Source organism: Vibrio sp. 10N.261.45.E2 (genome assembly GCF_002875705.1).
Lineage (GTDB): Bacteria > Pseudomonadota > Gammaproteobacteria > Enterobacterales > Vibrionaceae > Vibrio.
Map to the genome: position 1 here is coordinate 87,754 of NZ_MCZZ01000025.1, position 16,937 is coordinate 104,690.

At 46.4% G+C, this 16,937-nt stretch carries 17 protein-coding genes; 4 read left to right on the forward strand and 13 right to left on the reverse strand.

Annotated elements, in window-relative coordinates; all coding sequences use genetic code 11:
* Positions 1-197: 197 nt before the first annotated feature.
* Entirely contained in the window at positions 198-1,175 is a 978-nt protein-coding gene (locus BCT34_RS01655; protein WP_076654159.1) for a DUF1254 domain-containing protein, read from the reverse strand.
* 117 nt (positions 1,176-1,292) lie between these two features.
* Here BCT34_RS01655 and BCT34_RS01660 point away from each other — a divergent pair, with 117 nt between their 5' ends.
* A complete protein-coding gene (locus BCT34_RS01660; RefSeq protein WP_241902829.1) occupies positions 1,293-2,174 on the forward strand; it encodes a LysR family transcriptional regulator in 882 nt (293 codons plus the stop codon).
* 164 nt (positions 2,175-2,338) lie between these two features.
* Here BCT34_RS01660 and BCT34_RS01665 read toward each other — a convergent pair whose 3' ends face one another.
* Together BCT34_RS01665 and BCT34_RS01670 are read right to left on the reverse strand one after the other, a co-directional pair.
* Positions 2,339-3,214 carry an NAD(P)-dependent oxidoreductase gene (locus BCT34_RS01665; RefSeq protein WP_016797821.1) on the reverse strand — a complete coding sequence of 292 codons (876 nt, stop codon included), beginning with the start codon at positions 3,212-3,214 and terminating at the stop codon, positions 2,339-2,341.
* A gap of 12 nt (positions 3,215-3,226) precedes the next feature.
* A complete protein-coding gene (locus tag BCT34_RS01670; RefSeq protein WP_076654163.1) occupies positions 3,227-4,129 on the reverse strand; it encodes a LysR family transcriptional regulator in 903 nt (300 codons plus the stop codon).
* An 85-nt stretch (positions 4,130-4,214) separates the two neighbouring features.
* Between BCT34_RS01670 and BCT34_RS01675 the strand changes: the two genes are divergently transcribed.
* The gene (locus BCT34_RS01675) at positions 4,215-4,466 is read left to right on the forward strand and encodes a DUF2798 domain-containing protein (RefSeq protein WP_017099503.1); all 252 of its coding nucleotides are present in this window, start codon (positions 4,215-4,217) and stop codon (positions 4,464-4,466) included.
* A gap of 177 nt (positions 4,467-4,643) precedes the next feature.
* Here the strand turns inward: BCT34_RS01675 and BCT34_RS01680 are convergent, their stop codons facing one another.
* The 4 genes from BCT34_RS01680 to phhA all read right to left on the reverse strand — a co-directional run bounded on the left by BCT34_RS01680 (position 4,644) and on the right by phhA (position 7,040).
* Complete coding sequence (locus BCT34_RS01680) at positions 4,644-5,360, reverse strand: YebC/PmpR family DNA-binding transcriptional regulator (RefSeq protein WP_010432326.1); 717 nt, start codon at positions 5,358-5,360, stop codon at positions 4,644-4,646.
* Positions 5,361-5,456: 96 nt separating this feature from the next.
* Entirely contained in the window at positions 5,457-5,666 is a 210-nt protein-coding gene (locus tag BCT34_RS01685; protein ID WP_010432323.1) for a DUF3283 family protein, read from the reverse strand.
* Between the two features lie 251 nt (positions 5,667-5,917).
* Positions 5,918-6,256 (reverse strand): 4a-hydroxytetrahydrobiopterin dehydratase, encoded by a 339-nt coding sequence (locus tag BCT34_RS01690; RefSeq protein ID WP_017630282.1) that lies wholly within the window; start codon positions 6,254-6,256, stop codon positions 5,918-5,920.
* Positions 6,246-7,040 (reverse strand): phenylalanine 4-monooxygenase, encoded by a 795-nt coding sequence (phhA, locus tag BCT34_RS01695; RefSeq protein ID WP_076654165.1) that lies wholly within the window; start codon positions 7,038-7,040, stop codon positions 6,246-6,248. The genes BCT34_RS01690 and phhA overlap by 11 nt, the downstream gene beginning before the upstream one ends.
* A gap of 199 nt (positions 7,041-7,239) precedes the next feature.
* Between phhA and BCT34_RS01700 the strand changes: the two genes are divergently transcribed.
* Positions 7,240-9,246 carry an acetoacetate--CoA ligase gene (locus BCT34_RS01700; RefSeq protein WP_076654166.1) on the forward strand — a complete coding sequence of 669 codons (2,007 nt, stop codon included), beginning with the start codon at positions 7,240-7,242 and terminating at the stop codon, positions 9,244-9,246.
* A 116-nt stretch (positions 9,247-9,362) separates the two neighbouring features.
* Here the strand turns inward: BCT34_RS01700 and maiA are convergent, their stop codons facing one another.
* From maiA to hppD, 4 genes are read right to left on the reverse strand one after another with little or no spacing between them, the layout of a single operon-like run.
* A complete protein-coding gene (gene maiA, locus BCT34_RS01705; RefSeq protein ID WP_076654168.1) occupies positions 9,363-10,061 on the reverse strand; it encodes a maleylacetoacetate isomerase in 699 nt (232 codons plus the stop codon).
* A gap of 21 nt (positions 10,062-10,082) precedes the next feature.
* Positions 10,083-11,120: a fumarylacetoacetate hydrolase family protein gene (locus tag BCT34_RS01710; RefSeq protein ID WP_076654170.1), complete on the reverse strand. Its 1,038-nt coding sequence runs from the start codon at positions 11,118-11,120 to the stop codon at positions 10,083-10,085.
* A 9-nt stretch (positions 11,121-11,129) separates the two neighbouring features.
* Positions 11,130-12,260, reverse strand: coding sequence for a homogentisate 1,2-dioxygenase (locus tag BCT34_RS01715; RefSeq protein WP_076654171.1), 1,131 nt, complete (start codon positions 12,258-12,260; stop codon positions 11,130-11,132).
* Positions 12,253-13,326, reverse strand: coding sequence for a 4-hydroxyphenylpyruvate dioxygenase (gene hppD, locus BCT34_RS01720; RefSeq protein WP_076654173.1), 1,074 nt, complete (start codon positions 13,324-13,326; stop codon positions 12,253-12,255). The genes BCT34_RS01715 and hppD overlap by 8 nt, the downstream gene beginning before the upstream one ends.
* A gap of 126 nt (positions 13,327-13,452) precedes the next feature.
* Between hppD and BCT34_RS24575 the strand changes: the two genes are divergently transcribed.
* Positions 13,453-13,635: a hypothetical protein gene (locus BCT34_RS24575; RefSeq protein ID WP_076654175.1), complete on the forward strand. Its 183-nt coding sequence runs from the start codon at positions 13,453-13,455 to the stop codon at positions 13,633-13,635.
* A 94-nt stretch (positions 13,636-13,729) separates the two neighbouring features.
* Here the strand turns inward: BCT34_RS24575 and BCT34_RS01730 are convergent, their stop codons facing one another.
* Entirely contained in the window at positions 13,730-14,389 is a 660-nt protein-coding gene (locus BCT34_RS01730) for an HAD family hydrolase (RefSeq protein ID WP_076654177.1), read from the reverse strand.
* A 303-nt stretch (positions 14,390-14,692) separates the two neighbouring features.
* Positions 14,693-16,937, reverse strand: a 2,245-nt coding sequence (locus BCT34_RS01735; RefSeq protein ID WP_076654185.1) for a response regulator, incomplete at its 5' end; no start/stop codon positions are given.

Genomic DNA, 16,937 nt, shown 5'->3' on the forward strand with positions numbered 1-16,937 from the left:
GTCACGCCGTTTTACCTATGCGACGAATGGTAATTACGAGGAGTGAATGGTTGAGTTGGGGCGAGAGTGGGAGAACAGAAGTGGAAAAAGAAAAGCCCGCGATACCTTCGAAGCACCTTTGCTTACTCGGAATCACGTGGCTTTTAATTGGTTTGTTAGTCCACTACGTTTGATAGCATCAAAACCGCCGAGTGAAATTAACCAACTTTCTTAATCATCGTCGCTGGGTTGTAACCTTTCTCGCCCTTGCTTACTGGCTCACTAGGGTTGTAATGACGCATCAGAACATTAAATTTACCCGTACTATTGCCTTCCATAGTTGGAATATTGTTCGGCTGACCTTCACATCCAAAACGGAGAGTATAAGTTCCATCACTGTTCATAACGGGTGCCATTTCACTCGAAATATTGGCTTTATCGTTAAACATACGCCCATCAGCGTTATAAACAGTCGCAGACCAGAATGATCCTGCTTTCGGATCTTTGAAAGTCGTCTCGTAACATGCATTCGCATCGAAGTACTGACTGGTTTGATAGATGTTATCTTCAACCATCGCACCACCCCAACCGCCAGCAGCGCCAACATAATTCATATAATCAGTTTGACCGCTTTCTTTGTTACCAAATGCCTTTGATTGGTCATAACCGTCACTGAAGTCAATGTTGCCAGCTTTATCCGTGGCCTTAAACGACGCCATGTCCCACTCTTTGACTTCAAACGGTTTCTCACTGCCTGTTTCAATCTTCAGGTTACGGCGTGCATCATCTTCAAGCGCACGGACAATGACAAACGCATGGTCAGTCTTAGCACTAATTTTATGACGACCCGAACCGTAGATCATTGGCTGAGTCTCGTGGTTTTCGTCAACAACTTGCAGTGACACATATTGGTCAGTTTCTGGAACCGTCACGTAGACATCATCGTTCGACATGTCGATGACAGAAACAGAGTAGAAGGTGTCTCGATTCATTCGCACAACGAACTGTTCTTCTGGAACGCTGCTCGGTACTGGCATCTCAAAGAATGTATTGATACCACCGGCTTTCTCTACCACCGCGCCAAGACGCATATTAGTGTATGCCTGAGCAAAATTATCTTCCGTGACTATAGTTGGCGCTGCAATAACGCTGCTTGAGAATAAAGCGATAGCAGTAAGGGAGAATAGTTTTTTCATAATAGCGACCTTTTACATTTCAAAGTTAATGTCATTTGGAAGAGTATTATTTGCTCTGCCGATAGTGGTTACTTTATACTTCCAGCATGGAAAGCGTGGAAAATAGGACTTGCCCAAATGGAAAGTATAGACTTAAATTTGCTGCGTACTTTTGTATTGCTGTGCCAATCGAATAGCCTTAAAAGGGCGGGGATGAAACTGGGGATCTCAGAGAGCGCAGTCAGCAAGCAAATGACCACGCTAAGAGAACAGTTGGGGCACCCACTTTTCGAACGCACCACGGAAGGTTTGAGACCTACTCATTACAGCAAATCTATTTTGCCTGATATTGAACAAGCCTTGTCCTTGATGCACTCCGCTACCTCACCGACTACATTCGATCCAGCCACTTATGAAGGGCCAATCACCCTTGCTTTCTTCGCCTACACACTTGAGTTTTCAGGTGTCAGCTTATTTAGGGAGCTCTCAAAAATATTCCCCAAAGCAAAAATAGAGCTGAAGACTTGGGCATCAGATACAGAGCAAAAATTAGAAGACGGTGATATCACCTTAGGTGTGCACTTTCTAAACGAAGACCGTAGTACAAATATCTTCCAAAAGCGCATCATGGCAGACCAACTGGTGATCGCCGTATCAAAGTCATTGGGGCTACTAACATGGGAAGAAGCGTTGCAGCTGCCTTTTATCAAGATCCGAAGCCAAGGTTGGAATGAAGAACGTTACCGATATTTAGAAATGTTGAGAAGCCGTGGTATTGACCCACACATCAGCATCACTGTGGACAATTTTTCAGTTGCGAGGCAAATTCTAGAACAAGGTAAGCACGCCTGCGTATTAAGCGATAGTTGGAAGGATGCTTCACTCAACACCATAGAGCCTCCCAAAGAGCTTAGGATTGATCTCAATCTTGTCTCCTGCATGCGTCTTGTCGATCGCCAAAGCCCTCTAAACCTTGCCGTTCATGACGTGATAAAAAGGGTCATGCTTCAATCTATATAGGTTTCAATCTAGATAGGCTTTAATCTAAATAATTAATGCCCCGAAACGAGTTAAAAAGGCTCGTTGTCACTTAATACAAACAAAAATAGCCGCTAATCAGCGGCTATTTTTAGTTATCTAAACGAAGCTTCAATTACTTCGATCTTTCTACTTCTTCGTCTCTTCTACTTTTTAGTCTCTTCAACGACAGCTTTCATCAATACTGATGTATCCATGCGGCCTTGTCCTTCAGCAGACAATGCCTTGTAAGCGTTGTTAGTCTTTTCAGTCAACGGAAGTTGGATGCCTTGACGTTCTGCTTCATCTAGGCAGAAACCTAAATCTTTGATCATCCAATCAATGGCAAAGCCGAAATCGAATTTGTCTTGCGCCATTGTGGTTGCGCGGTTTTCCATCTGCCATGAACCCGCAGCGCCGTTTTTAAGGCAATCGACCAGAGTTGGGATATCCAAACCTGATTTCTCTGCAAGTACCAAGCCCTCAGATAGGCCGTTCAATACACCTGCAATGCAAATCTGATTGACCATTTTCGCGCGTTGGCCTTGGCCGACTTTGCCCATTAGAACTGACGACTTACCGTAAGCTTCAAATACAGGTTGAAGGTCGTTGAATAGCTCTTGTTCGCCACCACACATGATGGTTAATACGCCGTTTTCTGCGCCCGCTTGGCCACCAGACACTGGTGCATCCATAAAGCGAACACCCGCTTTCTTCGCTGCCACTTCAAGCTCTTCAGACAGAACCGCAGACGTTGTGGTGTGATCAACAAGAATCGCGTTTGGCTTCATTGCGGCCAGAGCGCCTGTTTCGCTGGTCGTCATGCTGCGTACGTCGTCATCGTTACCAACACAGACCAATACTACATCAGCTTCGGCTACACACTCAGCCACGCTCTCAGCGGCTTTACCTTGGTGTTTATCAGCCCAGTCTAGCGCTTTGCTGTGAGTGCGGTTAAATACCGTTACTTCAAAACCGGCTTTGACTAGATGACCTGCCATTGGGAAACCCATAACGCCTAGCCCGATAAAACTTACTTTCATTTCTTTCTCCTTTTATTTGACCAAGTCATCGCTATGAAAAGATCGAACACTCTCAATCAATGCATCAATAAGCAAGGTCAAAGCCTTTGGCTGATATTTTCTTTCTTTGTACACTAAATACGCTTGGCGATCACCCCGATGATACTCAGGGAGCACTTGAATCAAATTCATCTCAGGGGATACGTGACGAAAAGGCAATGACGCGAGCCCCAGGCCTTTTTGTGCTGCGGCTGCCACCGCATGAATATCGTTAACGATGAACTTAGGTTTAATCGTGATCATCTGTTCTAAGCGATCGGATTTGTAGAGCGGCATATCAAACACATCATCGACATTAATCCAGTCTTGCTGCTCTAGATCGTCCGGTTTCTCAATTGTCTCACGCGAATCTAAATAGTCTTGGCTCGCGAAAAATCCGTGTTTGGCTTTGAAAAGTGGCCGAGCAATCATGCCTTCCATATCCGAGATCTTAAACGTGATCAGTAAGTCACGGTCGGTCTGTGGAATGAGCTGCTGCTGGCTCAAGGTAAGATCGAGCTGAACATTCGGATATTGAGTGAGAAATTGCTCTACCGTCGACCGTAGAAAGCCACTATAGAAGTTATGAGGCACTGCGAGCTTTATCTTACCTTGGATAGCGTCGCGCTCTTCAAGCAAGCTATTAAAGCCGTGGTGAATCGACTCCATACCGCTGCTCAGTGCAGAAAACGCCGCCTCGCCGTCTTTGGTGGCCACCAGCTCACGACCTTTCTTTTCTAGAAGCCGGATATTAAGGCGCTCTTCCAATGCGGTTAACCGGCGCGACATAGTCGACACAGGCAATTGCAGCCGTTTCGACGCCGATAATAAAGAGCCCTCTTCAACCACTGCACAAAATAAGAACAGATCGTCAATGTTTCCAAATATGGAATTCATACTTCTATATGTGCCTATTTTTCTCATTAATGGATAAATGTAACCTTATCCCATCAACAACAGAAAATCACGGGAGAAACATAATATGAACAACAAACAATTTTGGGTAACCGCGATTTTATCCTCCCTGACCATGGCAACTATCATGTCTGGGTTAATTTCTGGCTACAAAATGGGATTCAGCCCCGAGTGGCCACCAATCTGGCTGCAAAGCTTTTTCATTGCTTGGCCGTGTGCAATCACACTCAACCTCACCGTGCTCCCTTTGATCAGAAAACTCTCAGCATGGATTTGTCGCCCGAGAACGCTTTGCGTACCAGAGATCACGGAACGATGATCAAGGGCTAATGTTCAGGAGCTATGACCTAGGTTCTGCGATCAAAGAGATGCGTTCAAAAAGCTCTGCTCATGGATAAACGCCTGAATTACGCCCATAAAAAAACCGAGCACTAGGCTCGGTTTTTTGTATTCTACATTCTACTCACAAGAGCAAAGCTATCAATTATGATTGATATTACAGCTCAGCGTTGTGGTAAACCTGCTGAACGTCATCACAGTCGTCAAGCATGTCTAAGAATTTCTGGAACTTCTCAGAATCTTCTTCAGCTACTGGCGTCGTTGTTTGAGGAACAAAAGTGATTTCCTCAACATCTAGAGTTAGCTCTGGGAACGCAGTGTTTAGTGCAGTCTTCGTTTTGAAGAACTCAGTCGTTGGAGCGAATACAGTGATAACACCGTCTTCTAGCTCAACGTCAGTCACGTCTACGTCTTCCATCATTAGCGTTTCTAGGATGATCTCGTCATCTTCGCCTTTGAACTGGAACACAGCTTGGTGAGCGAACATGTGAGAAACAGTACCTTCAACACCGATTTTCGCACCAGTCTTAACGAAACATTGGCGAACGTCTTGGAAAGTACGGTTGCCGTTGTCAGTTAGACAGTCAACGATTACGCTTGTGCCACCTGGGCCAAAACCTTCGTAACGAGCTGGTTGGAAGTCTTCACCGCCGCCGCCGTTCGCTTTATCGATCGCTTTTTCGATAACGTGAGCTGGTACTTGGTCTTTCTTCGCTTTAGCAATCAGGTGCTTAAGAGGTAGGTTCATGTCTGGATCAGAGCTGCCGTTCTTAGCCAGTACGTAAATCTCTTTACCGTATTTAGAATAAACTTTAATTTTTGCGCCTGCAGTTTTCGCCATTGAGGCCTTGCGCACTTCAAAACTTCTTCCCATCGGGATCTTCTCTCTGATTCAATTAACGGTGCAAATTCTAGCAAATTACTGTGTCATTTCAATTCTACAGCATTGCTGGGCAAGGTTTGTCTGCGTTTATGCGACACCCATTACCCGTTTGTATTTTTCTACAGACTGTTCAAACCAAGCCTTTTCTTCTGGGTCACCTAGCTTCATTGCTTCTTCAACAATGGCTTCAGGGCCACATTTCGCTTGCTTCAGTTTCCATACAAGAAACGATGCTTGCTTATCCAGTTCGATTTTATTTTTCTCGCTGGGTGGAAGGAGTGAAAGGTTGATAGACATTATTAGCCTTCGTCTGTAATACACTTGGCCGAGAAATATAGCATAGAGCAACCTCATAAAACCAATACTATGAGCAGCAGAAAGGGTTTATGAGACAAGAAACCAAGCAAGTGCTGATGCAGGTCAAGCTAGTTTGAGAGAAGTGACGCCCCATGATGCGAAAGTATCACTTATTCGACTCACCTAATGAGCCGAATAATGAGATATTCGAATCATTGAGGCTGGATAAGTACGTATCCACCCCAGAAGGACTACTCACTCGCCGCGAACACATCGCAGCGTGAAGCGCAGATGAAATCATTTTTGTGGAGGCCTTTGATTGAGTGGCTCCACCAAGTAACGGTGACTTTGCCCCACTCCAATAAGATAGAAGGGTGATGGAATTCTTCTTCTGCTAACTCTGACACTTTGTTGCTGAATGCCCATGCTTGTTTGTAGTTCTTAAACTTAAACACCTTCTCAAGCTGTGGGATGCCGTCTCTTTCCATGATCTGCCAATCAGACAACTCCAATAGTAAAGATTGTTGCTCATCTTTACTCAGGGCGATCGCGTCGATACTGCAGGCTTCGCATTTTTGTTCATTCAACATGTGTCGGTTCCTTGGGTTCAAAAAGTGGTGGTAGTAACCCCGCATCAATCGCGAGATCAGCTTGCTGTAATAGGCTTTCCTGACTGATTTTGAAGAGCTCAGACAGCTCATCGATCACATAGTATTTCGGCTGCATGATGTCGATGCGGTAAGGCGTTCTTAAAACCGTTTGCAGATCGAACCGCTCACGAACGGCCAAATCCCCTCCCAACGCATACATGGTTTCCGCCGGAGACGAAAGAATGCCGCCGCCGTAGATTTTCAATTGCTGGCCTTCTTTTACTAAACCGAACTCGACCGTAAACCAATACAAACGGGCAAGATAAGCACGCTGTTTAGATGTAGCGGCTTGGCCTAGTTTTCCATAATGCTCAGTGAAAGCCGCGAAATCGGCATTGGTGAGCATGGCACAGTGGCCGAAAATTTCATGAAAGAAATCAGGTTCTTGTAAGTAATCGAACTCATCTCGCGTTCTCAGAAATGTCGCAACAGGGAATTTCTTATTGGCAAGCAAATCAAAGAAATGGTCGAAATCGATCAATGCAGGCACAGGTTGAACTTGCCAACCTGTTGTTTCCATTAGCACTTTGTTTATCTCTGGAAGCTGGGGGACTCTATCTAATGGCAGATCCAGCAGGGTCAAACCGTGCAAGTAGGCATCACATGCGCGGTCATTAATGACGTCCAGTTGCCTTTTCACTAAGTCGTGCCAAATGGCGTCTTCTTCGAGGCTCCACTCAACCCATCCCTCTTGGCTCACGGGCTTAGAATGATATTGAGTCATTACACACCTCCTTTCGAATGTCTCACTTTAAGCCTATCTCCACTCCTTATATCCGCCAATTTGCGCGATGTTTCGAAACAGGCAGCCGTGTAACATTTTATTTACACAATTCCGATAACCCCTTATTTTGCTGATCTTTTGACTTTGTAAATCCTAAATACCAGACTGAAAATGTTAACTTTTTGTTGAAGGTAAAGAAATGCACGAAAGCAATAAGCCCATTTGGCAGCCAAGCGCGCAGCGTATCGCCGATGCCAACTTAACCCGATTTATCGATAGCCTTGAACAGTCTGGGTTATACCTAGATAGGGACGTAAAAAGCTACGCCGAACTCCATCAATGGTCTGTAGATCAGCCGGAATCGTTTTGGCAAAACGTGTGGCAGTTTTGTGGAGTAGTCGGCTCGAAAGACTGTATTAACAAGGCAGAAAACGAGACCATAAAAGATCAAGGTGAGAGCCGCTGGCAGCAGCCTCAATCGAATCGTGATGCGGTTTGGTTTCCGAATGCGCAGGTAAACTACGCCGAGAACTTACTGCGTTTGGCGCACACCATGTCTGATGAGCTTGCGATTTGGTTTGAGAATGAGCGTGGCGAGCAGCAGAGTTATACATGGAAAACCCTGTGTGAAGAAGTCTCTAACGTTCAACAATGGCTCGTGAATTGTGGCGTAAAACAAGGCGATGTAGTCGCCGCTTATACCCCTTATCTGCCGCAAACCGTGGTCGCTATGTTGGCAACCACCAGCTTGGGGGCGATTTGGACATCAACCTCGCCTGACTTTGGCGTCGAGAGTGTGATTGAGCGATTTGGCCAAGTGAAACCTAAGGTACTGTTCACCTGTGACGGCTACACCTTCAATGGCAAAACGTTCGATATGACGGGCAAGAACCGTGAAATCATCGAGCACTTAACCGAGCTAAAACAGGTGTGTCAGATCGGTTACTTGGGAAGGAGTGACTTTGAAAATGATGTGTCGACCCGAAGCTGGCACAGCATCATTCACCACTATCAGCCAAAACCTCTTCGATTTACTCGTGTCGGCTTCAATAAACCGTTGTTCGTGCTCTATTCCTCCGGTACCACCGGAAAGCCAAAGTGTATTGTACATTCTGTTGGCGGCACCACCATCAACCACCTAAAAGAGCATCAACTTCATTGCGATATTAAACCAAGAGATCGCGTGTTCTACTACACCACTTGTGGTTGGATGATGTGGAACTGGCACGTATCTGCGCTCGCGAGCGGTGCTTGTTTGGTTATCTTTGATGGTAGCCCAGTTTACCCACAACCCAATGTACTCTGGGACTTGGCACAGCTCGCGAATGTGTCGCTATTTGGTACCTCAGCCAAGTACCTAGAAGCGATTGAGAAAGCCGAACTCTCACCGATCGACAGCCACTATCTGCCTCAATTAAGAACACTGTGCTCGACGGGTTCAGTGCTCTACCCAGAGCAGTTCGATTACGTCTACAAACACATCAAGCAAGACCTGCATTTAGCTTCCATTTCTGGCGGCACGGATATTTGTGGCTGCTTTGTGTTGGGTAATCCAATCTCGCCAGTGTATCGCGGTGAGTGTCAACAAGCAGGGCTTGGCGTCGACATCAAGGTGTTCAATTCGTCTGGTCATAAGGTTAATCACGAACGTGGTGAGCTGGTGTGTACCAATTCCCTCCCCAACTTCCCTGTTGGCTTCTGGAATGACAGCGGAGAGCACTACCACAACACCTATTGGTATAGGTTCGATAATGTGTGGCATCACGGTGATGAAGTCGCGCAGAGCGTTCATAACGGTTATCTGTTCTACGGACGAGGCGACACCACACTCAACCCCGGTGGCGTGCGAATTGGAACTGCCGAGATCTACCAGCAAGTGAACACTATTGAGGGCATCATAGATTCCATCGCCGTCGGTAAAGATGTCGACCGCAATGAGCAGATATGGCTGTTCGTTCAGTTGCAGCAAGGTGGGGTTCTAAATGAAACGCTATTGGCCGCCATCAAGCACAAGCTCAAGTCCTCTTGTTCACCAAGGCATGTGCCGAGCCAAATTTTTGCGATCAGCGATGTGCCAAAAACACGCTCAGGCAAACTGGTGGAATTGGCGGTAAAGCAGGTAGTGAATGGCAAGCCCGTCGAGAACATCGGCGCAATAGCCAATGCGGATGTGCTCGATGAGATAAAGCGCGTCATTTCGCTTTAGCGCGTATATCTCAAGAGTTCCAAACTAGAAGAGAGTAACTTCCAACGAAAAGCCCTCCACGAATGAACATCGTGGAGGGCTTAATGATCTTAGCTACCGATGGCTCTTAGTCTGGGTTATGCTTTCGCATCCGCTTGATTCTCTGGCATTGCTTCAATGAACTCGGGCAACTGGTTACACGCAGCAACAATCGAGTTAATCAACGGATAAGGCGACATATCAACACCAAAGCGTAGCGCATTGTAGACTTGCGGCACTAAGCAAATATCGACGATACAGGGCGAATCCGTGAGGCTATACACTGAATCGCCGTGTTTTTTTCGGTGTTTGGTCAGCTTCTCTTCTAACGCTGAAAACCCTTGGCTCATCCAATAGTAAAGCCAATCCATTTTCGACTCTTGCTCGCATGACAATTCTCGCTCCAAATACTGCAACACGCGCAGGTTATTGAGAGGGTGAATTTCCATCGCAATATCCTGAGCCATCGCCAACGCTTGATAGCGCAATGGTGCTTGCTCAGGAATCAACAAGGTGCCTGGGCAACTCTCACACAAATAGCTTTCGTCCAAGTATTGCAAGATCGTCAGCGACTGATTGAGTTGAACTTCACCATCCACTAGCACTGGCACTAATTCACTGGCGTTGAGCTCGCGATATTGTGGATCATGCTGCTCGCCGCCATTACGCACCAAATGCACCGCTTTCGACTCATAATTGAGTTGCTTTAGGTTCAATCCAATTCGCACTCGATAGGCTGCAGACGAGCGCCAGTAACCGTAAAGTATAATGTTCTTGTTCACGATGCTCTCGCTCATACAGAAATCCTATTACGTGGATTATAGCGCTCGATATTGACTCACTTTTTGGTCAATCGCGCCAAAGATCGAATCACCCGCTGTATCAAACATCTCAAGCTTAATCGAATCACCAAACGACATGAATTTAGTCGACGGCTTACCATCACGAATCGTCTCTATCATGCGTACTTCAGCAATGCATGAATAGCCTACGCCACCTTCCGCAATCGATGTGCCATGGTCAGTACCTTGCTTATTCGATACCGTACCCGAGCCAATGATCGCACCAGCCGACAGCGGACGAGTCTTCGCAGCATGGACAATCAGCTCAGCGAAATTGAAGGTCATGTCCACACCCGCATTCGGGCAACCAAAAGGCGCATCGTTGTAGGTTGAAGTCAATGGCAGGTGCACTTTGCTACCTTTCCAATGTTCACCCAGTTCATCAGGCGTAACGGCAACAGGAGAAAACGCTGAAGATGGCTTAGACTGGAAGAAGCCAAAGCCCTTGGCGAGCTCTGCCGGAATCAAGCCACGCAAAGACACATCATTCACCAACATCAATAGACGAATCGAATCATGCGCTTGCTTAGCACTGGCTCCCATTGGCACATCTCCGGTGACAACCGCGACTTCACCCTCAAAATCGATACCCCATTCGTCACTGGCAAATTCAATATTGTCGCGCGGACCAATAAAGGCATCTGATCCGCCTTGATACATGAGCGGATCAACCCAGAAGCTTTCTGGCATTTCAGCACCACGAGCCTTACGCACCAGCTCAACGTGGTTTACATACGCGCTGCCATCTGCCCATTGATAAGCGCGTGGCAGAGGCGATTCACAATATTGAGGTGCAAACACTTCACTGCCCGTCACATGACCGGTATTGAGTGAGGTGTATAACTCCTCTAACTGAGGAGCAACACTGTCCCAGTTATCCAAGGCTACTTGCATGGTTGGCGCCAAATGCATCGCGTGGAAAATCTCCGTCGCTGGCACACACTGTTTGAGATCTTTACTCACGACCATCAATAGACCATCGCGTGTACCATTTTTCTTGGTTGCTAATTTCATCTTTGTCCCTTACTTCTCTTGCCAACTGTAGACATATTCTTTGTTCTCAACGCTATCGAGTTCATCGGAAAACTGCAGAGCATGGCGGGTATCAATCATCACAGCCACTTCATCGGTGAACTTCTTCTTATACGCTTGCCCAGCCTTAAAGGCTTTCGGGTGAGGCCCATGAGTGAAGCCCGCAGGGTGGAAAGTCACCATGCCCGCTTCAATATTGTCACGGCTGAAGAAGTCACCAGCGTGATAGAACAGCACTTCGTCATAATCGTCATTGTTGTGGTAAAACGGCACTTTCAGCGCACCGGGGTCGCTCTCTATCGGGCGCGGCACAAAGGTACAAACCACAAAGCCTGCACCAACAAAGGTGGTGTGTGCAGACGGTGGCAAGTGGTAGCGATGTGACATCAAGGGTCTGATATCGCGCCAGTTCACTTTCACCACGGCCAAATCACCATGCCAGCCAATTGCGTCTAAAGGATTGAACGGATAAGTAATCACACTAACTTTGTCGTGGCGTTTCACCTGAACTTGGGTTTGATCTTCTGAATACTGAGCACGGAATTGATCGTTGATCGACGGAATTTCAAGAACCGCTGGATCAAACACCGCGTGATTGCCGACCATACCTTTCTCTGGTAATGAATAAGCCGCGTCTGTGTTTTCTATCATCAAGATAAACATCGGCTCGCTTGGCTCTAAACGCCAGTTGGTTGAGCGCGGGATCATCACGTAATCCCCTTCACTCACTTCTAAATGGCCATAGTCGCAATAGAGTTCAGCACTGCCTTGATGAATGAACAGTAGCTCATCACCGTCGGAATTACGCACCAAGAAATCCATCTTCTCGTCCATGCGCCACACACGAATTTTGCAGTCCGCATTGTGCAAGAGATAAGGCACCGCCCAAGGGGTTATCTGACTGGCTTTTTCCACCAGCGTAAAATCAAAAGCGCGAGGGCGCAGATCGCCCTCCCACTCCGACCAACCTGTTGGGGCATGCTGGTGATGAAAATGAGCGGCGGGGCCGAAAAATCCACTTCGGCCCGCCTCTCGCTCATAAATTGCCTCTTCGGGGAAGTCGGCATGCGCTTGTTTAGAGCACACACCCTCCCGATGAGGAAACGAGATCCATTTATGCATCGTCTAATACTCCTCGACGAATCTGGTCCTCTTCAATCGATTCAAACAGCGCCTTGAAGTTACCTTCGCCAAAGCCTTCGTTGCCTTTACGCTGAATGATTTCAAAGAACACAGGCCCGATTACTGTCTGTGTGAAAATTTGCAGCAAGATGCCGTCTTTGGTCGGCGCGCCATCAATCAGAACGCGTAGGTCACGCAACAGATCGGTATCTTCCCCGTGGCCTTTCACACGATCGTCAACTTTCTCATAGTAGGTATCTGGGGTTGGCATAAAGTCCATGCCGCGATCACGCAGAGTCTTCACGGTTTTGTAGATGTCATCCGTTGCGAGTGCGATGTGTTGGATACCTTCGCCGTTGTACTCGCGAATGAACTCTTCGATTTGTGATTTGTCGTCGGAAGACTCATTGATAGGGATACGGATTTTGCCACACGGTGAGGTCATGGCGCGGCTCACAAGGCCTGTCAGCTTGCCTTCGATGTCGAAGTAGCGAATCTCACGGAAGTTACCAAGACGTTCATAGAATCCGGACCACACATCCATATTGCCTTGCTTAACGTTGTGCGTGAGGTGGTCGATTTCATACAAACCAACATTGGCTTCGGCCATGCGCTGTTCCGCATCGTCATAGAATCGGAAGTCAACATCATAGATGCTCTGCTTGCCATAACGATCCACAAAATAGAGCAGGCTTTCACCGATGCCGTAAATGGCAGGAATGCTCAGTTCCATCGGCCCTATTTCTGTTTTGTACTCTTCACCGCCGCCCTTAAACGCTTGCTCCATTGCCGCCGTTGCTTCGTTGACACGAAACGCCATGCCACATACCGATGGCCCATGCACTTTAGCGAACGCTTCCGCTTGGCTGTGAGGCTGTTCATTGACGATAAAGTTGATGTCACCTTGTCGATACAGCCAAGCCTCTTTTGACCGGTGCTTGGCGATCTCAGCAAAACCAAGTGACACAAACAGCGCTTTAAGTTGCTCAATTCCCTTGTGGTCGACAGCTGTGTATTCAACAAACTCGAATCCATCCGTACCAAGCGGGTTGTATGACTCCACCATGAACTTTCTCCTTGTACCTATCGGTTTTGTATTACTGGTTTTTATTACGTGACTTCTTGTTGCTTGAAGAAGTATTGCGTGTTTTTTGTCCGTAATTAAATTTGGCCCACAAGCCGACAGATTGGAATGGATGGAGAGAAATGGACAGTCACGCTAAAAACCCGTCAATTTGTAAAATATTTGTTACACGCAAACTCTATTCACAAGAAAGTGAGTGCTATCAAGGGGTTGAAAGATGGTGATTTGATTTACAGCAGAGCAAGAGATGTTATTGAATTGTTACATGCATCCTTTAATCAGCTAAGGTAATAAATCGAATATTAGACTGATGATGCAAAAAAGCCGCTGTAGTCAGCGGCTTGATGAGTTCTAGAGCGAAGCTAATTCGACTATAAGATTCGCGTTAATCCCAGTTGAGAATCGACCAATTCGGTTGATCGGCTAAAGCTTTCAAACGCGGGCATGGATTTACCAGATAGGCAAAATCAGCGTGTTCACACAAAGGTAAGTCGTTGATTGAATCCGTATAAAAGTGAATGTCCGAGTAGTTAGTTTCTTGATTGTCTAACCACTCTTTTAAACGCGTCACCTTACCTTCACGATAACTTGGCACACCTAATATTTGAGACGTGAAACGGCCTTGGTTTTCTACCAAGTCGATACCGAGTGCATTCTCGATACCAATCTTGCGACCAACGGCTTCTACTAAAAAAGTGACGCTCGCCGAGATGATCAACATGTCGATATCATCACGCTCTAGCTGCTCAATTAATGGTTTCGACTGTTTGAACTGCTTAGGTAAAATATGCTGTTCAACACACTCTTCCACCAAGGCGGTGACTTGCTCTGTTGGCATGTCAGCGAGTGGCTGCATGGCGAACGTGAGATAATCTTCCATGTTTAACTTACCTTCCGAATACAGCCCCATTAAGCGCTGGTCTTCTTCAATAAAGTTTGACGCTGTGGCAATGCCCTTTTCAACCAAGAATTCATTCCAAAGCATCGCTGCATCAGCGTTGATCAGCGTTTCGTCGATATCGAATACATACAAAGGTTTGAACATCTTAGGCTCTCACAGGTTGAATTTCGTTAAGGTTAAATGCACCAAGTTTTAGAAACAGTTCTAATGGGCTGCATGCTATAACGGGATTGTGACAGTTAAAGCGCATTTTCGTGGCAGTTGTGTTTCACGCCGATGACAATGCCACATGCTTATTTTTAAAATACAAAAACTTATGAGTAGAACAATATTGATAAACTATGTATTTGTTAACCAAGTGCTCATTAGGAAAAAGAAACTCCAACTGGTTCAGTCGGAGTTCTTATTTGGGAGAGTATGCTTTAGAGAGACATCAGCGACTTGAACCTAAACGATTTGCTGCTCATGTCCTTTGTTTGATTCCGCCTCTTTCGACAAGAAGCTGGCAACGATATCTCTCAGTTTGCCTTGATTGACAGGCTTGGGTAAAAACTCATCCATACCCACATCGAAACACAGATGTTTGTCTCGCTGTACAACGTTAGCTGTCAGCGCCACGATAGGAATATGTTTAGATGTCCCCTCTTCGAGCGCTCGGATCTGTTTGGTTGCTTCGAAGCCGTCGAGAACTGGCATCTGACAATCCATAAAGATCATCTCGTATTCATTAGCCTGGAATTTTTCGACGCCAATTTCACCGTTATCGGCAATATCGACCTCAAACCCAAGCTTCTTGAGCATCATCTTGGCAACTTGTTGGTTAACTCGTGAATCTTCAACGACCAAAACCGTACCACTAAATTCTCCAGCAACCTTAACAGGTTTAGATTCGGTTTCAGTTGGATCTTGTAGGGCATTATCAGAGACAGTTGGCGCCTCTTGTACAACCGCCGCAGGTTTGGTCAAAGAAACAGGCTCATTGTCTTTAAACGCGACCTCTCCCCTGTTCGGATAGGTAAAGACTGCAGTATCAGCGGCTCTCGCGAGCACCTCACTGATGGTCCATTTAAGCTGATTATCTTGATAAGGCCGCGCAATGTAGGCTACAAAACCCACTTGTTTGGCGCGGGCTTCATCTTGCTTTCTAGGATCAGCAGAGATCATCACTAGCTTAGGACACTCATTACCAAAGCGTTCGACTAAGCTTCTCGCCAATTGGAAGCCATCAACGGACGGCATCACTTTATCAATCAGCACCAGATCATAGGGTGATGAATTAACCACAGACTCTGAGACCAGCTCTAACGCTTGGTTTGCCGTTTCACAGCACTCAGACTTAACGCCAAAAGATTGAAGCTGTGTAGACGTTATACGCATGTTCAACTGGCTATCATCCACCAGCAAAACCGAAACCTTGTTGAAATCGATATTGCGTTCATCCACTTCTAAACACGGGTCAAAATCAGCCGTGAAATAGAATGTACTTCCCTTACCTTCGACACTGGTGAGTTCAAGCTTACTACCCATCAATGTCACGATCTTCTCGCATATCGTGAGGCCAAGCCCTGTGCCTCCGTAAATACGCGTAGTACTGCCATCGGCTTGTTGAAACTTATCGAATACCGATTTCTGTTTGTCTTCCGCAATACCGATACCAGTGTCTATAACCTCAAATTTAACTCTGAACTTTTGCTGAGGCTCTACCACTTCTTCTAGGCGAAGTGAGAGTGTGACATGGCCACGCTCGGTAAACTTGATAGCGTTACCAACTAAGTTATTTAAGACTTGTCTCAATTGAGTCGCGTCGCCAATGACCATGGTTGGAATTTTAGGGTCAATAGCTAATTGGAATCGAAGCCCTTTCTGTTCAGCTTTCACTCGGAAAGTCGATTCAACGTCTGCCGCAATGCCCATCATTTTCATCGGCTCTTGCTGAAGCTCTAACCGTCCCGCTTCGATCTTCGAGTAGTCGAGGATGTCGTTGATTAAGTCGAGTAGCGTAAGCGAAGAGGTATTGAGCATGTTGATATACTCTTTTTGCTCTTTCGGCATATCCATTTCAGAAAGAAGAGAAGACAACCCGATGATCCCGTTCATTGGGGTTCGGATTTCGTGGCTCATATTGGCAAGGAATTCACTTTTATTGCGGTTGGCAACCTCAGCAACATCTTTGGCTTTTTCCAGCTCTTGATATTGTTGACGAATACGCTCAATAGACTGGTTATAGCTGCTCTCGAGTGTCGAGATCTCATCTTTATAAGTAGAGTGAGTTGGCGTTATAAAGCGCGGTTTGTTGTCTTCGACCTGCTGCTGGTTGATCTGAGAAGACATGGTCATTAAGCGTTTCACCACAAGGCGATAGACAATCGCTAAACACACCAGAGACAACAAGAATATTTTGACGGCTTCGAAGGCAAGCAACAATAGCACTCGTTCTTCAAAGTCATTGAGAATCATACTTAAGTCAGATTGCACCGTGAGTGTCGCCAATGGGAAGTCCGTGCCGCCCATCTGGTGCACCATTTCCCAAGACTGGGAATAAGATTGACCTCCGGTCTTTTGACCTAACTCTAGGATTTTTTCATCGGGGCTTTCGATCAGGAGGTAGCTAACAGATGGCAAACGAAAGATGCCTTTTGCTTGCACAAACAGTTGCGCACGGTCTTCAACCCAGAACATAGCAGCTACGCTG